This window comes from Polaromonas naphthalenivorans CJ2 (assembly GCF_000015505.1).
Classification (GTDB): domain Bacteria; phylum Pseudomonadota; class Gammaproteobacteria; order Burkholderiales; family Burkholderiaceae_C; genus Polaromonas; species Polaromonas naphthalenivorans.
Genome location: NC_008757.1, coordinates 197,132 through 213,972, shown reverse-complemented (window position 1 = coordinate 213,972; position 16,841 = coordinate 197,132). Strand labels below are relative to the sequence as shown.

Below are 16,841 nucleotides of genomic sequence, written 5' to 3'. Positions count from 1 at the left end.
TAATAAAAAAAGCCACACTCAAAATTGAATGTGGCTTCTTGTGGTTGATAAAAGGTTTCTTTCCCCCGACAAAACCGGTGGATTGCGTTCCGGATTTACAGTGTCAGAAGAACTTCTTCTGCCGTCGCTTTCAGATTCGCCCCGGCGCCGAACCAGGCCGAGTCGAGGCGGTTTTCCGTCGTGCGTGCACGGATGTGGTGGTCGGTGTACTCGGTGACTGCGTTAAGAAATCCCCAGGCAGTACCGGCCACCCCAGGCAGGTTCGAGCCCATCGCCCCACCCTGGAACAAGTCCAGAATCTTGCGAAAGCCCTTCGTCTCTTCAAGTTCCTTTGCACCTGTTGGCGCCGGCAAAATCAAGCCCAAGGCTGATTTCGCATCGTGCGTGCTGAGATTGACCGATGCCAGATTGCGCATGCGGTCAATGAACCCGTTAAAGGCGACACGGCCGATCAACCCCATCTGGCCTTTGACAGCGTTGGCATCGAAGGTGGTGTTGTGACGCACCCTTACTTCCTGGCCGGCTTCGCCAAGGGCAATAGCTTGCGTATTCCAGCAAACAACCCTGGTCGAGATGAACTTGGCAGTCGTTGCCAAGCTTCCGTCGCACGACGTGATAAGCAGCAGGTAGCCTTTGATAAGGTCACCACCGCGAATCGTGTCCTCGATGTTGGTCTTGGCCAATGCCCAGATGCGGCGACCGCCTTTGAGCGAACCCAGCGTCTCAATGGTAAAACCTTCCGCATCCACTAGGGAACGGAAAAATTCCATCATCTGCTTTGGTTGCACCACCTTGTAGCGGTCGGAGACCACCGACAAATGCGCATTGGTATCGCTGCGGTAGAGAACCCGATATTCCGGAGCCTCGTGCATCTCTCCATTCTGGTACATGACGGGTGAATTCTTAATTTCCCATTCCATGTTGGCTTGTGCCATCCACTCTTCAATGGATGCGTCTGCTTCGACTTTCTGACCCAGGCCGTGCCAAGGCACCTGTCCTGCGTAAGCCATATCTGCCAAACCACCGGTAAACGAAAGTTGGTGAGCCATAAAAAATACCTTTCTTTAGCCAACTTGGGCCGAGTTAAAAAAGGTGTTGCCCTGATGGGGCTTTCTTTTACTTGGTGGCAAAAGAAAGCCCCAGAAGGAGCATTCATTTTTTAATGGTATTTAATTACCGAATCATAATTTCCAGAGTTGATTGGTAATGTCAACTACAGGTGACAGACTTTTGAGTATGACCATTTCATATGACTTTCTCTTTCGGCTCGCAAGACGCAAAGTCTTGTACTTTTCATAGCCATTTTGCAACAGAGCTCCAATCACAATAGCCAGTAATGCAATGAAGATCGCACCGAGCAAAACATAGATGGGGTTAATTAAATCTTCCTTCATTCGTCATAGCGACGTAGTTTAAAAGAAATAAGCCAGAAGCTTTTTTTGTTCAAACTTAACAAAAAAAAACTCCCGAAGGAAAATTCAAATTTTTTAGAATTTCAATTCACTGGCATGAATGCACTGCCCCTTGTACTTCACCAATTCATACGTGGCGTCCAGGTCAAAAGCACGCCGATCCCGGCAAATCCAGATTGTTTCGAGATACCCGCCGAAACCCTTGACCAAAGCGCCGGAGCACTCGATAAAAGGAAGCCCGACAGATGCAATGATTTGCGCGAGTTCAAGCCTGTTAAAACAAAAGACAAGATTCTCATCGTCTGGGATTTCTTTGAATGACAGGCTGACGCCTACCACCAGCTCTTCGCTGCGCATCACACTACGCGAAGTTGAGCTGAATTAGCGTTGCAACAACGCTTGTCACGCTAATTGCAAACCAAATTACACCTTCTTTGTTGAGAGTGAACATGACACTACCTTTCGTGCTAAATAACTTAGCGAGTTAAGAAAGGCAAAACCAATGGGTTTTCCTGTTAAACAAAACAGGAAAAACAACTGGATCAAAAGTGTGAGAGGTTCCTACAACTGTGCGCGAATGCCTAAGCAGCGCAGATTTGTAGCAGGGCTTGATGAGAAAAGCTCTGCCCGTGGCGCTCGAATGCGCTTTTTTTGATTCACGTTGAATGCACCAGAGGATGGTGAATCGACGTTCGCGCATGCGCGCTAGTTATAGTCGTTCAGAATATATCTGAAATTTGTTTCATGCTGCAAAAGCAGCGGCATCTGGGATGCAGTCGCTACTATGCCACTTTGATTGACATTTTTGGAACTCGACAAAAAAAATAAATTTCGCGTCTTTTTTATAGGCGGCCTAATTAGGCCGCCTGTTAGCCCCGCCAGGTTCTCAAACTGCCAGAGTCGATGTGCAGGAAATTCTTCTCTTGATAAAACCCTACGCCACCGCCTTTGAGGTACACGGCAAAACGCGCCAGTGACTCGGTGGACACCTGCGGCACCCTGCCATCCCAAGCCATGCCGTACATGTGCCGGCTGTTCTTTGCAGCCCCTTCGGTATGATTATTTGTGAGCGGGCTTCTGTAACCGGAGTTTGTGTGCAGTGGTGAATTGATGCCGTTGGCGCGAAGCCAGCCTTGGATGCCCGCCAGTATGTCAAGCGTCACCAATGACATCTGCACCGCCTGCCCTGCCTGAACGTCTCGAAGAAGGATGCACAGTTTTTCATACTCGCAAAGAATGACCTCGCCATTGGCGAAATAAGTCGCATGGACGGTTTCCCTGGTTGCGGGGCGGTACAGGTGAAGCGTTCGGGGCATTGACCAGAAATCTTGTGTTTGACCCATGACATGCGGCTGCAGAATTGGGGCAACAAGGCCGGCAGCTACGGTTTGGAGGAAAGCTCTTCTTTGCATGACGCCATCATCAATGTCGTGACAGCGAAATTCGAACTGAATAAAGAGTTTATTTCACCGCTTTTCCACTCCAGTTCTCGAATCAGTGGATGCTGTAGTCGCTGCTCTCTTGCAGAGCAGCGACTACAACACCCCTTGTGAGGGTGTTGTAGGGCTTTCGCCTTTATGAAGCCATTTCGGCCTCTTCTTGCTTTTCTTCTTCCATGAACAGCGTCGAAACATCGTCAGCCCTCAGGTCCAACGACTTGTCGATCTCTTCTTGCTTGTTCAGCGCTGCTTCGAGCCTTTCAGCGTACTCGAATGGTTTTTCAGCGCCACGTTTCAGGTTGATCAACTCAGCCTCGTCCGCAATGAGCCGGGTTCTGAACCAACTTAGCTTGTCCATCAAATCCGTTTCAAGGTGTTTAGACCTCAAAAAGATTTCGATGTCTTTCGCACCGTAGGGAAGCGTGAACTCAAAGCTCACGCCAGAGGATCCCTTTGCAAAGAACTTGTAACTTGCGCTGCCAATTTTTCCATGCAGTTCCAACCCGATGCTCATGTTGCCAACGGCCAGCAGGGCGTCAAACGACCTCCACTGATGCTCCTTGGTCGTTACGCTAGCCTTTATCGATGCCAGGTGCGCCATCACAGACTTCCCAGTCTTATCTGACGCACTATGCACCATTCCACCCAGCGTAACTTCGCTTGCGTTCCCAATCGATCCAAGGTCGCCTTCAAACGCCTGAATCCGCTTTTTGCTGTAGTCGATGCTTTGCACACAGTTCGCGAGTCGTGAGAGCACGATTTCGCGGTCCGAGCGCCAAGCAGCTTTGAGTGAGAGGATTTTCGACACTTCCGCATCGACACCCGCCTTCTCGATCACCAAGGGGTTACCCGAGGCAATTGCCTTGACTTCAGCAAAGCTCAACGCCTGGCTGGTCACATCTTCAACACTACGCATTTCTGTTTTTCCCTCCATCACTTGGGCGATGAAGCCGGCCTTGCGTTCGAGCGTTTGCCACATGTAGGCATCAAACGTCGATTCCGTGACGTAGCGGTAGATGAACACCTCTTCATTCAGGTTGCCCTGTCTGATGATGCGGCCGTCCCGCTGCTCAACGTCACGCGGACGCCATGGCGCGTCCAGATGGTGCTCTGCCACCAGTCGATCCTGCACATTGGTACCGAACCCCATCAGCTCTGTAGAGCCCTGCAGGATACGGATACGGCCTGAGCGAACCTTGCGGTGAAGCTCACCCTTTTGCGCTGTCGTCTTGTAGTCCTGAGCGAACGCGATTTCTTCAACCGGCACGCCCATTAAAACTAACTTTTCACGCATGTCGGTATAGACCGAAAAGCCATGTGCCTTCGGAGTGCTCAAGTCGCAAAATACAAGCTGGGTAAGCTTTTTCTCGCGGCCTTCAGCCCAATGTCGATAGACATTTTCAATACAGGCATTCAACTTACTGCCTGCGTGGTCCATTTCCAAGCCATCCACACAGCGCATATCCAGGGCGGCCCTGCGGCCGTCACCTGTCACGCACAGCATGTTGTCTTCATGCGGCTTGACTTTTCCTTCACGGATAGCCGCAGCCCTGTCCACGAGTTTTTGCACATAGGCCTTTTGAGCTTCAGATGCACGCGCGGCAACAATGCAATGACGCCCACCAGCGACTTTTGGCTCTGGAAGCGCCAGCATAGCCTTGGTTCGAATCAATGCGACTTCTTTGAAAATCAGCATCAACTCTGGCACGTTCACGAATTGGGAAAAACGTGTGTGCATCCGGTAGCCACCTCCATCGGGCGTCACCTCGATGGAAGTCACTTCACGGGCAAAGTTAGCCGCCCATGCATCGAACCCATCGATTCCCAACTCTTTGAGGCGGTCAGGCTGCAAGTAGGTCTGCATGATGAACATTTCGCCAATCGTGTTGGCGATCGGCGTTGCTGTGGCAAAAACTAGACCAAATCCGTCCTTGCGGCGCTCGAAAATGATGCGCGACTTCAGAAATAAATCCAAAGCGCGACCACTACAAGCGCTGCTCAGTCCGGGAACCCGTGTTTTCTTTGTTTGAAACCACAAATTCTTGAAAAGGTCGGCTTCATCGACCAGCAACTGATCAATGCCCAGTTGGTCAAAAGTCAAAACCCCATCGTCTTTCTTGCCCTTTTCAGCCAGCGCCATCACTTTCGCAATGACAGTCTTCTTTTGCCGAACGGCCTCGCGCACCACGTTCCGATCATCCGAGCCTGAGATCATGGCATCGATTTTTTCACCGGCCTCGTCTGCGAAATCCTGTACAACTTGTTTAGAGAGTGCAATTTTTCCGAACGAACCGTGCGTGATGATGATGCAATCCCAATCCTCCATTGCCAATCTCATCATCAGTACCCGGCGCTTGTCGCCCTCCAGGTCTTCTTTACTGGCCGCCAGGATTCGTGCACGAGGGAAAGCCCTCGCATACTGTCCCGCAAACTCTTCAAGCATGTGGTTGGGCACCACGATGGTCGGCTTCTTGGCAAAACCCAGACGCTTCATCATCTGCGCAAGGCAAATGGTAATCAGCGTCTTGCCGCCACCCACGGCATAAGCGTAAAGCTTGTTGCCGCCGATCAAACCGGCCCAAATGCCGTCCAGTTGGTCCGAGCGCAGCTTGACAGCCGAACTCAGCCCCGGCACCACCAAGTGCGCGCCATCGAATTCACGGTTGAGTGTCCCGTTGAATTTGCTGTTGTAGGTGAACTCCAGCCGTTGGACACGCTCCGGGTCTGCATAGACCCATGAGGTAAATGCTGCCTGGATCTTCTCGGCTTTGTCGCGTGCCGCCAGCGTCTCGTCCTTGTTAACGATGCGCTTTGTCTTGCCCGGCTCGACTTCAATTTCCATGTAAACCGTGGTGCTGCGCTGATTGAGCAAGTCGCTCAGCAGGTCATCAAATGGCCTATGCGCTGTTCCCCAATCACCGCTATACCTGGTTTCCTTTTGAAATCGATTCCCCATCGTCACCGACCATACTGCCATGCCAATCACTTGCGTAACTGTCACAGCTTTAATGTCGTTGTAGTCTTGGACCTTTTCGGCATCCAGGGTCACGATTTCATCGACAAAGGCCTGCACATCCTCTTGCCCGATCCATGGCACACCCAACTGGATGCTGACCTTGCTCAGCGGCACCGTTGCCGGCACCACCGCTTCAAGGGCAGCAACATTGAGCATGTAACGTTCGTCGCCTTCTGCAGCCGCACGGGCGACAAGTAGCTTTTCGAGCACCTTGCCGCTCAGATAGACCTCGGAGTCCACATACTCTCTGCTTTCTGGATCAAAAAAGACCCGGTTAGCGTCAAGCAGCTTTTGCACCACCTCGTCCTCACCGAGCGACAAGGCCTTGGCCATGAATGCCAGGTCCAGCCGCGCGAAGCGGTTGTAAGACAGGGCAATCGCATCGGACAGCGATTCAGCCGTATCAGACAGCACCGCAGCGCTTACGGTTGACTTGCTGAAAATATCCGTTTTCACGGCCTTTTCATTTTCGTCATCGTAGCGCTCAAGCGACCACAAAAGCGGCGCATGGCTGTCCAGGCTGAACAGGCGCCGGTTATACGGCTTCATCAGGTAGTCGTACTTCACAACGAATGCGTCATACAAGCGGTTGAGTTTGGCGCGTTCATAGGTGCTGTTCGCACCCACCGAATCCAACTCCAGCAGTTCCACGACGCAATTTCGAATATGCGTCATTCCTTCAATCCGCCGACGCTTCGGCTCAGGCAAATGGGCCTGGCTTTCAGCGTTTTGGTTGGTCATGTAATACAGCTGACCCTGATCGTCAAAGAAAAAGCCGCTGGCCACCATGGTTTTCAAGCCGCTCATGTCGGCCACGAAATTCTCACGAATTTCTTTGCGTTCCTCGTGCGTGTACCAACCGTCCAACGTCGCATCGCTGCACATGGTTTTCAGTTGTTCACCCCAGGCCAACTCCGGCACGAACTTGAGGCAAGCACCAAACTGGTTTGTGCTGGCCTTGGGCATTCCGAGGAGCTGGCGCTGGTTCTGTGAATAGAACGCATTGATCGTGTCATAACTGCGCTCATTCATGTTGCCGAACTCGTGCAACTTGATCACTTCAGCCACCTTGAAGTCGTGACCCACATGAGAGTCAGCAACTTTTGGTTTTTTACGAAGCACAAGAATGTCAGTCGCCACATCCGTCTCACCCAGGCGCGTGAATGCACCCGATGGCAAACGAATAGCGGTCACCAGATCAGCGCGTTCAGCGATGTACTCGCGAAAATTGCTTTTCGGCTTGTCCATCGTTCCCGTTGAGGTGATCACGGCCACAATGCCGCCGGCACGCACGAGGTCCAGTGACTTTGCAATCGCGTAGTCGTGGATTACCAGCTTCATGCAATCAAACTTCGAGTCATGAACCCGGTAGTTCCCAAAAGGCACATTGCCGATGACCACATCAAAGCTTTCGCTGCGCAGCGGTGCGATCTCCATTCCGCAGGTGTGAACCAACGTATCAGAGTCCGCATAGAGCGCCTTGCAGATCGTTGCGCTAACGCTGTCAGGCTCGACCATGGTGATGGTCGAAGCTTCCCGCAGGGCAACAGGCATGGCACCAATGAAGTTTCCTGTTCCCGCCGAGGGCTCCAAGACTTTTCCGCCCTTGAAACCCATCTTTTGGACAAGTCCCCACATGGCCTGGATTACTTCTGGCTCGGTGTAGTAAGCCGTCAGCACGCTGTCGCGGGCCTGTGCATACGATTTTTCACCGACCATTTCCAGAAACTCAAGCCGCTGGGCCTCGAAATCGCCGTTATCGGCAAACATGGCAGAAATGCCACCCCAGCCGCTGTAGGCTACGATGACCGCTTTTTCTTCAAGCGATTTTTTGCCACCTTGCATGGCCATTTTGACGGCTGCCAGGTTGGCTTTCACCTTGGCTGCAGGCCCGGTCAGCTGAGCGAAGTATTTGCTTTCCAGAACAAACATCTCCCGGCGCTTAGTCAGCGTTTCTACGGCTTTTGCAACCGGTTTGAGGACCGCTACAGACGCTGGCGGCTCCTCAATTTCAATAACGTCGCCAAATAAGGACATTTGGTTGACGGAAATTACTTTAGGTTTTTTCACGTTGATTCCCAGATAAATCGCTGCGTTAGCAGCAGGTTTAAAACTTCCTCAAAAGAGGAAAGACAAGGAAAAAGGACGCGACCAAGCGGCCTTACTACTGCAGTGGTTTGCAGAAGTAAGAGCACGTAGTGGATGGATGAATGAAGGGATTTCAGCGCGGCTGCAGGTCTGTTGACCGGCGCCAAAGGAGTCGTAGACTCGACTGAATCAAAGGAATGTTAAAAAATGGAAATCGTTGACGGATTTGTGCGCTGGTCTTGCGAAGAGGACCGGCAATCGTTCATGGAGCTGTGTGCCCCGCATACCGATGCGCCCGCCGAGCTGCATCAATTCGTAGCCTGGCTTGAAGGCGTGATCCAAGCCCACCAGGAAGAAGGGGGAGAAAGGCTGCTTTATGCAACCTTTCTCTCCGCCTATATTTCCGAGTTACCGCCGACTAATTTGTGGCCGGACGGGATCGCTGAAGGCTGCATCACGCAGCGTGCTGTTCGCGATGCGTGCAGCATTGCGCATGAGGCCCGCCGCCCGAGGAAGATCGGCAATGCCGGCATCCTCCATTAAGCTGATCATTCGCAAAACTGCACGGGCATCCATAACGTTCCAACTTGCGCGGGAGACGATTGGCTCCCAGGCAGCTTCACTGCTTGCCCAGCCATAGCTCATTGCCATATCAAAAGTGCCATCAGCGCCTTTTTTTGCCGTGGCGCTATGACGTGCATCAGTTTGAGCATTCATGTCGTTTCTCCATAGAAGGAACGACAGACCCCAGGGTTTGTCGCCCTGGGGTTAAAAAATCATGCTTTATAAAAAGCGGTTAAAAAAGTTTTCCAATATTCACTACAAGCCACATTGGAAAGCCAACTTCAACCTGAACACTGTACATGAAAGGTTGAACATCAAACACCCCGAAAGGGGAAAAAGAATAAGTCTTAAAGGACTTTTTCGATCATTCATCTCTGGACCATCAAAAAAGCCCTCTCAAGAGGGCTGATATTTTAAAAAATACGGAACGGCATTTCAATTTGTTTTGAACGTGATGCTCCATCAATATCTTCCCCGATTACGCATTATGCGTAGTCGGGGAAGAACTTGTGAAATGCTTCTGCACCATTGACTGCAGTCTCGATCTTGAGCAGGTCTGCAATAGATTCACGCCCACACTGAATTTCAGCAACTCCATTGGCGTTAACTTTGAATGCTGTGAAAAGACTCAGAGCCTCATCGCTTTCTAACTTTTCTATCGATGGGGCTCTGGCTGGCTTTCCACTTGCGTCGAATGCTTCAACCAGCGTAACCTCACAAAAGGAACGGGCCACTTTCTCGACTTCGATCCTGAAGACATGCAGTTTTGGGTTTGCGACGAATTGATAAGCCAATATGGCCCCAACCATAGACAAGTTTGCCAAGGCCAATTGACGTTGAACTAACTTTTCATTCTCGAAAACGTTTTCAAGCGCGGCATTTGATTTGAATTTACCGCTCGAACCAACCACCCAAGATGGTTTTTCAATTTGCTCAGTTGATGACATGAATTTCCTTTCGCTCTCCATTATGGAGTGTAAAAAAATCGCTGCACGGCTTGCCGTTAGGTCCAGGGGGCCTAACGGCAAACCTCCTTTTCAGAAGGATTGCACTGAAATTCCTCCGAAGAAGATTCCACACGTTTTTACTATGAGCAAAGAACTACAGCGGTGCAAAACTGCTCACGCAGTAGCAGCCGCCTTTATTTTCTGCGCAGAAGGCCGAACAACCTTTTGTCTTTTTCCGTTACGTACCACACCGAATCTCGCCCATTGTTGGGGATCGACTCGAAGCGGTAACACGGTTCCAAACTCCAGGTTGATGAACGCACCGTGAATCTCAAGCTCACCCTTGGTCAGCAAGAGCCACAGTAAATTCATAGCTTGAACGCAAACCGCAGGATTGATGAACAAAGCCTGCTTTTCCAGCGCTTCGGCCAGCGAGCATGACGGTACATCATCGCTAGGCTCCATTGCCGGATCAATCAGCTCTGGATACAGTTCGCCGGCATGGGGCAGGCGCTCTGGGTCGTCAGTTTTTCGCTTGCGCGAAGTAACCTCACCCAAAATCACCTGGCCATCCGATATCCGGTTCCCCAGGTCCAGCCAGTACCGGTTGCCCGAACTGACATTCTCAAGCGACCTCAGGATCGCCAGACGAGCCTTGCGGTTGTCTACAGCGCCAATGACAATATCGGCACTGGACAAATCTGTTTGAAGTGTGACCATCTCACAGTATGCGGTCCATACCGCTTCACCGTTCAATGCCATGTTCACCCGGTTGACCAGCGTATGCGCCTTCGAATGCCCCACATCGCAGGGATAGAAAGCTTGACGCCCGACATTTGCCTCCGAGACGGTGTCCGGATCGATGACCGACACCTTCAGGCCAAAGGGGTGACCCTTGGCTTTGATGGCGCGGTGCAGACAAGCCAGCCCTTCTATCACGCGGCTGCCCGTTCCACCGGCGCCTATCACGACCACGTTAATCGCACGCCGGATAAGCTCTGGATGAACTTTATGTTTCATAGAATGATTTCCTGTTTTTCTTCCTGTACTTCCCACCCGCCGGAACAAGTGAGTTTGAGGTCGATGTGTTTATCAATCAGCATGAGTCGGATACGAACTTGCGTTGCTCCCTGACCCACGCATCCAAGCACCGCACTGACTTTGGTACTTCCAAAATCGTCACAGTCGTCCGTCTCTGAAAAAAAGGCTGAGTGGTTGCCGTGACTGTGAATGTCCACGACAAAATGCTCGCCCTCTTGCAGCTCGACTTCGCGGTAACGCACAAAGCCTGGATTGGCCTCGATGCTTTGCCTGGCAGCGAGGCGCCAAGTGTCTTGCTCTGCATTCCAGACCATGGCAGCTGCAACCTCATTGGGAAGCGTTGACTTGGCCAGTACAGCAAATTCACGCCACAAGCTTGCCGGCGGCATGCTGCAGAGAAACTCAACAGACTGCGTCAAGCGCCCATAGGGAATCACAGCCTTTTTGGAGGAAAGCGCCACCGGCGTCAGCGCTTTAAGCCACGCTGTGTCAATGGCACGCCACATACCGTCACTTGCCGCCACATACCGAACGCCGTGCTTTTCGGGGTCTTGAAGGACACCCGTTTGCGAAGCGGCCAGAAGTGGAAAAACCCCCATCGTGATCTGATCGAGATTCATCAGAATTCTCCAGCGGCGCGGTCGATGTTCCCAAGCTTTTGGTTCAAGTCCGGCGCCAGCAGGTCGGCCACCGTGAGGGGCAGATCCACCAGGCGGCCTTCAGGAAATACCGGGAGAGGTTTTTCCGTCATGGCTTTCCAGAAATCGATGGGGCACACGCCTTTCACAAGGCGGTCCTTTTCCTTGAAGTTCGGATGCGTGAAATTGCTTCCGAAGAAGGCATCCACCCACATGTGGGGGATCGCTGCGTTATCCCCCACGGGCATGGCAGCATTGCCGGTACAGACCTTACCTTGGCTCCACACGTTGAAGAATGGAGCCTGATACAGCTTGGTTTCCTTGTCAGGCCTGCCTGAGCCCTTGTATGCGTAAACATACAAGGCTCCCTGCATCACCAGCCAGACCAGCCCCGGCGTTGGCAGCTGACCTTGCGCTTCAAAAGTATCCTTCGTAAACGAAGAAGTCTTGAAGAACATGGCCCGCTGGCATGCCGGCGTGTACCAGATCATGCGACCCGCGCCCAGTGCCAGCATCGTGGTATCGATCCACGAAGGAACCGAAAGCGACTGCGATTGCGATAAGCCTGTAACGAGTTCATTCAGATCAGACTGCGTCATCAGACGTCCAGCCTTCAGTACGGGAGCACCGGACTTCATTTCGACATCATTGATCGTGGCATGGGTTATGGCCAATGACTGATCAGGATCGTACAGATTTCTTTTTGCCACGCCATAAACAAGAATGGCCTTTTGCAAGGCCATGGTTGTCGAGTTCGCGGATGCTTGAACCATCAACATATTTATTCTTCCTCGGGCAAAGCCCCTATGAAGTTTGAAAATGCCGCATATCGTTTGATATACAGCTTGTAGGCATCGATAAATGGACCCCAGCTTGCGGGTTCATCTAGTTCGACGAAAAGACCGACTAGTTGCGAATGACTGCCCTCGCCGTTCATCGCGTATTCTTCATAATGAGTGATCGCTTCACGAGCAAATTCTGAATCGTCCCAGACGATGAACGCCAGAGAACCCAGCGCGTCCAAACATTCGAATTCATGAAGATTCTCATGCTCAAACCAGCCATTCGGAGCGATAGCAGCGTTAGCTTTTCGCACCTTGATAGAGTCGTGAAACTCCAGAGCGGCCATCACCAACGCACGGTCTGCCTCCACAAGTTTGAGTTTGTGAATACAGGCACGTACACGTGAAGCACTCATTGAGCGGCATGCCGCTTTCTCTTTTTTCGTTTGGCTCCAGGACAGCAGATGTTTATGTCCACCGACGGAAGCCAAAAAGTCTGAAGGCATGAAAGTCCGCTCATCGCGTGCCTGTTCTATATGCGCTTCAGTGACATTCTTTTCATCTATGTCAAGCACTTCAGCAGCTGCTTCTTGGTCTGTTTCTGAATCAAACCAAATGAGTTGCACGCAATTGGCAATGCGGCATGGATCGTAAGTTGTCAGTCCTACGCCATGCCCCTTGCGAATCGTGTCGGTAATAAACCAACCCAGGCCAGGTGAAGCGGCATTGAGCCGCTCAACAGAATCCTTCAATTGATAGATACCTTGAAATCTGTCGGTGGCATTCGCGGCAAATTCGATTTTTTTATCGATTGCCACGATCGACACATCCAGGGGTAGCTCAACTCTCACATTTTTGACTTGGCTTCTTGCATAGTTTGCAAATTGCTGGGTCATGAGTTCGCTTGTGGTCGTGTATATCGAGTCGGGAATGCGAATTCCCTTTTTGTGTGCGAGCAGTATGAAATCAGCCAGGTTTGACGCTTCAGCGTCAGCCCGACTGATTTCAAGAGGTATTTCAGGAGAGAAAGTGGGTAAAACCCACATTCCCCCCTGATTGCCCTGTGCTACTACCCCCAGATTCCGAACGCTTGTTGTGACAAGGGAAGCGGATTCCGGGTCACATTCGAATTCACGACCGTGTTCATAACGGTCGAGCATGCGATGTTCTCCTTGATTTCAGTTTCAGTCATCCCATGGAACAGCGATTTAGCATCGCTGGAGCCAAGGGCCATTTTTTTGATCGCTTCGATCATCGAGACGGCCATGCCAGGAACCTATCCCTTTGCACCGACAGCGCGGATAAAGGTGTAAGTCGAGACAGTGCCTTTGGTCACCGGCCCTTCCACCACGGAATTGAGAAGTTCCGGATACTGATTGGCGTAGAAACGCTTCACAGTTTCCATATCCATTTCCGGGCTTGGGTCGGCGAGAGTCATGCCGTTGAACTTGAAGGTGCGGCTGATAGTCTTTGCAATGAGTGCCATGGTGTGCGTCTCCTTACATTTCAAAATCAAAACCGCTGGTGACAGCGGGCGCTGGCACAGCAACAGGCACGGTAGTGCCTGGCTCTTCTTCGCCCTCACCTTCATCATGAGTACCATCCTCGTCGAGCAGTCCGGCCGGAGCCTGATTGCTGTTCTTTGGCCGCGAAAGGCTTTTGGATGCCGGCGAAGTCGCTTTGGGTTGTTCCGCAGCTGCTGCAACGGCCGCTTTGCCCACTTCCTCGGCCACCAGTTCGGCGGCGTTGAGTTGTTGGGCCAGCGTTTGCTGGATTCCAGCAAAGCTTGCCATCACACTGCTGAATTCGTTGTCGAACTCCTCAGGTGTGGCGACGAATTGCTTTGGCGTGAGGCCAAAACCACTCTTGCCCGTTTTCGAAACGGGAGTAACGCTGACCGCGAGTTTTCCGTCATCAGCAGCCTCAACCAGGATGGTGAAGCTGATACCTCTGGCGCACGTAGGCGCGATTGCTTTGAAAAACATTTTCGTATTCCTTTAAAAGAAAAATAAAGAACATGCCTGGTGCTGTTGGGCACTAGACATGGGAATTTGCAGGGCACCGGGGGACCGGCGCATTGAATGAGCGCGTCCAGTGCCTTGTGGGCACCGGACACGTCAGGGAGTCAAAAAATTGCTGTTACCAGCGCATTTGTTTTGGGATACGGCCTTTGTATTCAAAGCCGGTGATGGTCAAAATGGCGTTCACCAGATCGTCCTTTTTGCCGCCGATCAGCTTGGGATAACCCGTGCCGATAGCTGCCTTGATGCCGATTTCGCCGCAAGTGGCGTCAATCTCATTTTTGGTCAGGAGGCCAAACATTTCATCGTTGACTTTCCAGTGCTCTTCGAGCTTCACGTCAAGCCCTTTGAGAAGGCTCACAACCTGGCGGATTTCCAGATCCTTGGAGATGCTTGCCGGAATCAGGCTGAGCGCCTTTTTCAGAGCATCGTTGTCCAGCGCCATGGCGCTGTCGAGTACCACGCCGATATCCGTTGCATTGTTTTGCAGCAGGATCGACGATTTGGTAATTGCCTCAAGCAATGCAGTTGAATCGATCACGCGAGGACTGAATGCTGCCAGGGCAAGCATGACGCACTGATTGGTTTCAGGATCCAACCGGGCAATTACCCGACTGAGCACCGAACGCCATACCTTTTCTCGGTATTCCTTGAGTGCATTGCTGGGCTCCGAACTCACCGGCGCCTTGACGGCACCGGTTTGAACTTTGGATGTCCCGGCCTTGACCTCACTGGCACTGGTTGCGGCTTGGCTTGGGCTTTTGGCCTTAGCTTTCGTGTCATCCTGGGCCTTGGCAATGGTCTGGTCAGCCAAGGCCGACGCAGCCGCCTTCTCTCCCATGATCCGGTCTGCAACCTTTGTGTTGTTGCAAACCGTGTTCATGCACATGCCCTTGAAGGATGCGCCGAGCTTGTCAGGCAAAGCGCTCACCACGGCGCCGTAGTCTTTGCAGCTACGGCAGGCCGCGGCTTGCTCTTGACCAACGCCCCGCACGCCATCGGCAGCCAGTTGAACAACCGTGAAGTTGTCACCTGGATAAACAATACGAACGACCTGGTAGTCAGCCTCCAGCGCTCTGGCACGAATTCCAAGTTCGCGTTCGGTTTTGCGTTCAAAACATGGTTTGTGCGTACAGTTACCGTCGCTGATGGCCTCTGCAAACAGTGCTTGCTGATTTCCGCTGTTGTGCTGGCAGTCGGTGCATTGCGATTTCTCGAAAATTGCCTTTACCAGCGAAAGCGCCGCCTTTTCCAGCCGATCCTTGAGTTGCGCGACCGTTGGCTTTTCAGCCGAGGAAAGCAAGGCAGTGAGCACCTGTTTTTGTGTTTCCTTGCGCAGGCCTGCCAGCAGTTCGGCATGCCCCAGAAGGATTTTTTCATCCTGCAGCGCCTGACGTACTTCGTCAATCGCATACATCAGGGCAATCCTCCGGTCGAGAAACTTGCGTTCCCAGCCCAGTTTGCGCGCTGCTTCGTCCCGATCACCCTGTGAGTACCCCAGGACGCGTGCGGCCGCTTCGGCTTCTTCCACCGGCGTCATTTTTTCCCGAATGACGTTTTCAATCAACGCACTCATGTCTGCCTGTGCATCGTCCATTTCCACGACCAATGCTGGAATGGAAATGTCCACGCCCATGCCGTAGACCGTTGTGAACGCGCGAAAGCGACGCTCACCGGCAATGATCTGAAAGCGACTTTCACCACTGGGGCGAAGAAGGATGGGCTGGAGGATGCCATGGGCACGAAAAGACGCGACCATTTCATCCATTGCAGTCTCATCGAACCGAGTACGCGGATTGTTTCCCCGATCAATCAAATTGACCGCGATTCTTGCTGGCGTGCCCGAAGTCACGGATTCAGCTTTTTCCATAAGAAACTCCTTTTAAATTTCCCAAGTAAGGGAAGGTTGAAAAAGGCGCAAGCGCATGGGCTTGCCGTTACGTCCGGAAGGCATAACGGCAAACCCCCTCGTGAGAGGGTTGCTTTTTAATACTGTGATTTATTTAGCTAGCCAAATTTCTGATTGACAACCCGCACAAGTTTTAAGTTGTGCGGTTCGACAGCTTCAGCCATTGCCGAATGCCCAGGCGGTTAAGCCGTGGTCATTCAGTGTGGTTGTGCGCTTGCACCTGCAAGGCCGGGAAAGAACTTTTCGAAAGCTTCATTTCCGCTGATCCATTCGCCGGAACCCAGCAAGCTCGCAATGTCATCGCGCCTGCATTCGATTTCCACGACTCCGAAGTGATTTTTCTCGAATGCCTTGAACAAAACTTCGATCTCATCGTCGTCGGTCATTTCCAATTGAAAATCAAAAGGAGCCTCCTGGCCCATCAGATTCAGGGATTTTTCTACCGTCAGCCTGTAGGTAGTTCCGAACTTCAGATAAATTTCAACCTTGAACAATGAAAGTTCAGGATTAGAGACAAACTCGCGTGCCAGGATTGCACCGACAAGACCTGTCTTGACCGGAAGCAAATTTTCATTCAGAAAACGCTGCTGCACCAGAAGTGCAGCGAGGGTTCTGTTGGGCTCAATAGCGCCGTTAGTGATGTTCCACGACGGTTTAGAGACGTTATTGGTTTGCATTGCTTTCCCTTTCATTCTCCAAAATGGAGTAGTTAAAAAGGGATCAAGCTCAAGGCTTGCCGTTATGTCCATTGGGCATATCGGCAAGCCCTCTTGTGAAGGGATTACACTGCGTGTAGTGATTTGTCGGATTGCTTGCTACAAATAGATTTGCATGCAGCTTTCCAATTTGACATGAACACCAGAGAGTAGCAATTCATACAAAAACCCTGCTATGCAGGATTTTTGGCAATGATTTTCAAATGCCATGTTCATGCGGCTTGATTTTTTTCGCATTCACATTGTTGTGACCTGTCTTTCCATATCT

The 16,841-nt window shown here is 51.7% G+C and carries 14 protein-coding genes; 1 reads left to right on the top strand and 13 read right to left on the bottom strand.

The features are described 5' to 3' along the window. Positions 1–95: 95 nt before the first annotated feature. The 4 genes from PNAP_RS21405 to PNAP_RS21385 form a co-directional block, all read right to left on the bottom strand. Positions 96–1,049: a DUF932 domain-containing protein gene (locus PNAP_RS21405; RefSeq protein WP_041377552.1), complete on the bottom strand. Its 954-nt coding sequence runs from the start codon at positions 1,047–1,049 to the stop codon at positions 96–98. Positions 1,050–1,487: 438 nt separating this feature from the next. Further along, positions 1,488–1,769: a hypothetical protein gene (locus tag PNAP_RS21395; protein ID WP_041377550.1), complete on the bottom strand. Its 282-nt coding sequence runs from the start codon at positions 1,767–1,769 to the stop codon at positions 1,488–1,490. Positions 1,770–2,281: 512 nt separating this feature from the next. Next, positions 2,282–2,755 carry a YcbK family protein gene (locus PNAP_RS21390; protein WP_232290841.1) on the bottom strand — a complete coding sequence of 158 codons (474 nt, stop codon included), beginning with the start codon at positions 2,753–2,755 and terminating at the stop codon, positions 2,282–2,284. A 232-nt stretch (positions 2,756–2,987) separates the two neighbouring features. After that, positions 2,988–7,937: an N-6 DNA methylase gene (locus PNAP_RS21385; RefSeq protein WP_011797956.1), complete on the bottom strand. Its 4,950-nt coding sequence runs from the start codon at positions 7,935–7,937 to the stop codon at positions 2,988–2,990. Between the two features lie 225 nt (positions 7,938–8,162). Between PNAP_RS21385 and PNAP_RS21380 the strand changes: the two genes are divergently transcribed. Then, the gene (locus tag PNAP_RS21380) at positions 8,163–8,498 is read left to right on the top strand and encodes a hypothetical protein (protein WP_011797955.1); all 336 of its coding nucleotides are present in this window, start codon (positions 8,163–8,165) and stop codon (positions 8,496–8,498) included. A gap of 506 nt (positions 8,499–9,004) precedes the next feature. Here PNAP_RS21380 and PNAP_RS21375 read toward each other — a convergent pair. The 9 genes from PNAP_RS21375 to PNAP_RS21330 form a co-directional block, all read right to left on the bottom strand. Next, positions 9,005–9,466 (bottom strand): hypothetical protein, encoded by a 462-nt coding sequence (locus PNAP_RS21375; protein WP_157040466.1) that lies wholly within the window; start codon positions 9,464–9,466, stop codon positions 9,005–9,007. A 174-nt stretch (positions 9,467–9,640) separates the two neighbouring features. Then, positions 9,641–10,486 (bottom strand): PRTRC system ThiF family protein, encoded by an 846-nt coding sequence (locus tag PNAP_RS21370; protein ID WP_011797953.1) that lies wholly within the window; start codon positions 10,484–10,486, stop codon positions 9,641–9,643. Next, positions 10,483–11,127 (bottom strand): PRTRC system protein A, encoded by a 645-nt coding sequence (locus PNAP_RS25230; protein WP_011797952.1) that lies wholly within the window; start codon positions 11,125–11,127, stop codon positions 10,483–10,485. Before PNAP_RS25230 ends, PNAP_RS21370 begins: the two co-directional genes overlap by 4 nt. After that, positions 11,127–11,924: a PRTRC system protein B gene (locus tag PNAP_RS25225; protein ID WP_011797951.1), complete on the bottom strand. Its 798-nt coding sequence runs from the start codon at positions 11,922–11,924 to the stop codon at positions 11,127–11,129. Before PNAP_RS25225 ends, PNAP_RS25230 begins: the two co-directional genes overlap by 1 nt. Before the next feature lie 2 nt (positions 11,925–11,926). After that, complete coding sequence (locus PNAP_RS21355; protein WP_011797950.1) at positions 11,927–13,087, bottom strand: PRTRC system protein F; 1,161 nt, start codon at positions 13,085–13,087, stop codon at positions 11,927–11,929. A gap of 116 nt (positions 13,088–13,203) precedes the next feature. Continuing rightward, positions 13,204–13,413: a PRTRC system protein C gene (locus PNAP_RS21345; RefSeq protein WP_011797949.1), complete on the bottom strand. Its 210-nt coding sequence runs from the start codon at positions 13,411–13,413 to the stop codon at positions 13,204–13,206. 13 nt (positions 13,414–13,426) lie between these two features. Next, on the bottom strand, positions 13,427–13,912 hold the full coding sequence (locus tag PNAP_RS21340) for a PRTRC system protein E (protein ID WP_041377546.1): 486 nt from the start codon (positions 13,910–13,912) through the stop codon (positions 13,427–13,429). Between the two features lie 154 nt (positions 13,913–14,066). Then, positions 14,067–15,818, bottom strand: a complete 1,752-nt coding sequence (locus PNAP_RS21335; protein ID WP_011797948.1) for a PRTRC system ParB family protein — start codon at positions 15,816–15,818, stop codon at positions 14,067–14,069. 236 nt (positions 15,819–16,054) lie between these two features. After that, a complete protein-coding gene (locus PNAP_RS21330) occupies positions 16,055–16,534 on the bottom strand; it encodes a hypothetical protein (protein ID WP_011797947.1) in 480 nt (159 codons plus the stop codon). Positions 16,535–16,841: the final 307 nt, after the last annotated feature.

Bases quoted from the DNA above. Each gene is read 5' to 3' on its own strand.
- PNAP_RS21405 (WP_041377552.1), bottom strand. From the start codon at position 1,049: ATGGCTCACCAACTTTCGTTTACCGGTGGTTTGGCAGATATGGCTTAC.
- PNAP_RS21395 (WP_041377550.1), bottom strand. From the start codon at position 1,769: ATGCGCAGCGAAGAGCTGGTGGTAGGCGTCAGCCTGTCATTCAAAGAA.
- PNAP_RS21390 (WP_232290841.1), bottom strand. From the start codon at position 2,755: ATGGGTCAAACACAAGATTTCTGGTCAATGCCCCGAACGCTTCACCTG.
- PNAP_RS21380 (WP_011797955.1), top strand. From the start codon at position 8,163: ATGGAAATCGTTGACGGATTTGTGCGCTGGTCTTGCGAAGAGGACCGG.
- PNAP_RS21375 (WP_157040466.1), bottom strand. From the start codon at position 9,466: ATGTCATCAACTGAGCAAATTGAAAAACCATCTTGGGTGGTTGGTTCG.
- PNAP_RS21370 (WP_011797953.1), bottom strand. From the start codon at position 10,486: ATGAAACATAAAGTTCATCCAGAGCTTATCCGGCGTGCGATTAACGTG.
- PNAP_RS25230 (WP_011797952.1), bottom strand. From the start codon at position 11,127: ATGAATCTCGATCAGATCACGATGGGGGTTTTTCCACTTCTGGCCGCT.
- PNAP_RS25225 (WP_011797951.1), bottom strand. From the start codon at position 11,924: ATGTTGATGGTTCAAGCATCCGCGAACTCGACAACCATGGCCTTGCAA.
- PNAP_RS21355 (WP_011797950.1), bottom strand. From the start codon at position 13,087: ATGCTCGACCGTTATGAACACGGTCGTGAATTCGAATGTGACCCGGAA.
- PNAP_RS21345 (WP_011797949.1), bottom strand. From the start codon at position 13,413: ATGGCACTCATTGCAAAGACTATCAGCCGCACCTTCAAGTTCAACGGC.
- PNAP_RS21340 (WP_041377546.1), bottom strand. From the start codon at position 13,912: ATGTTTTTCAAAGCAATCGCGCCTACGTGCGCCAGAGGTATCAGCTTC.
- PNAP_RS21335 (WP_011797948.1), bottom strand. From the start codon at position 15,818: ATGGAAAAAGCTGAATCCGTGACTTCGGGCACGCCAGCAAGAATCGCG.
- PNAP_RS21330 (WP_011797947.1), bottom strand. From the start codon at position 16,534: ATGCAAACCAATAACGTCTCTAAACCGTCGTGGAACATCACTAACGGC.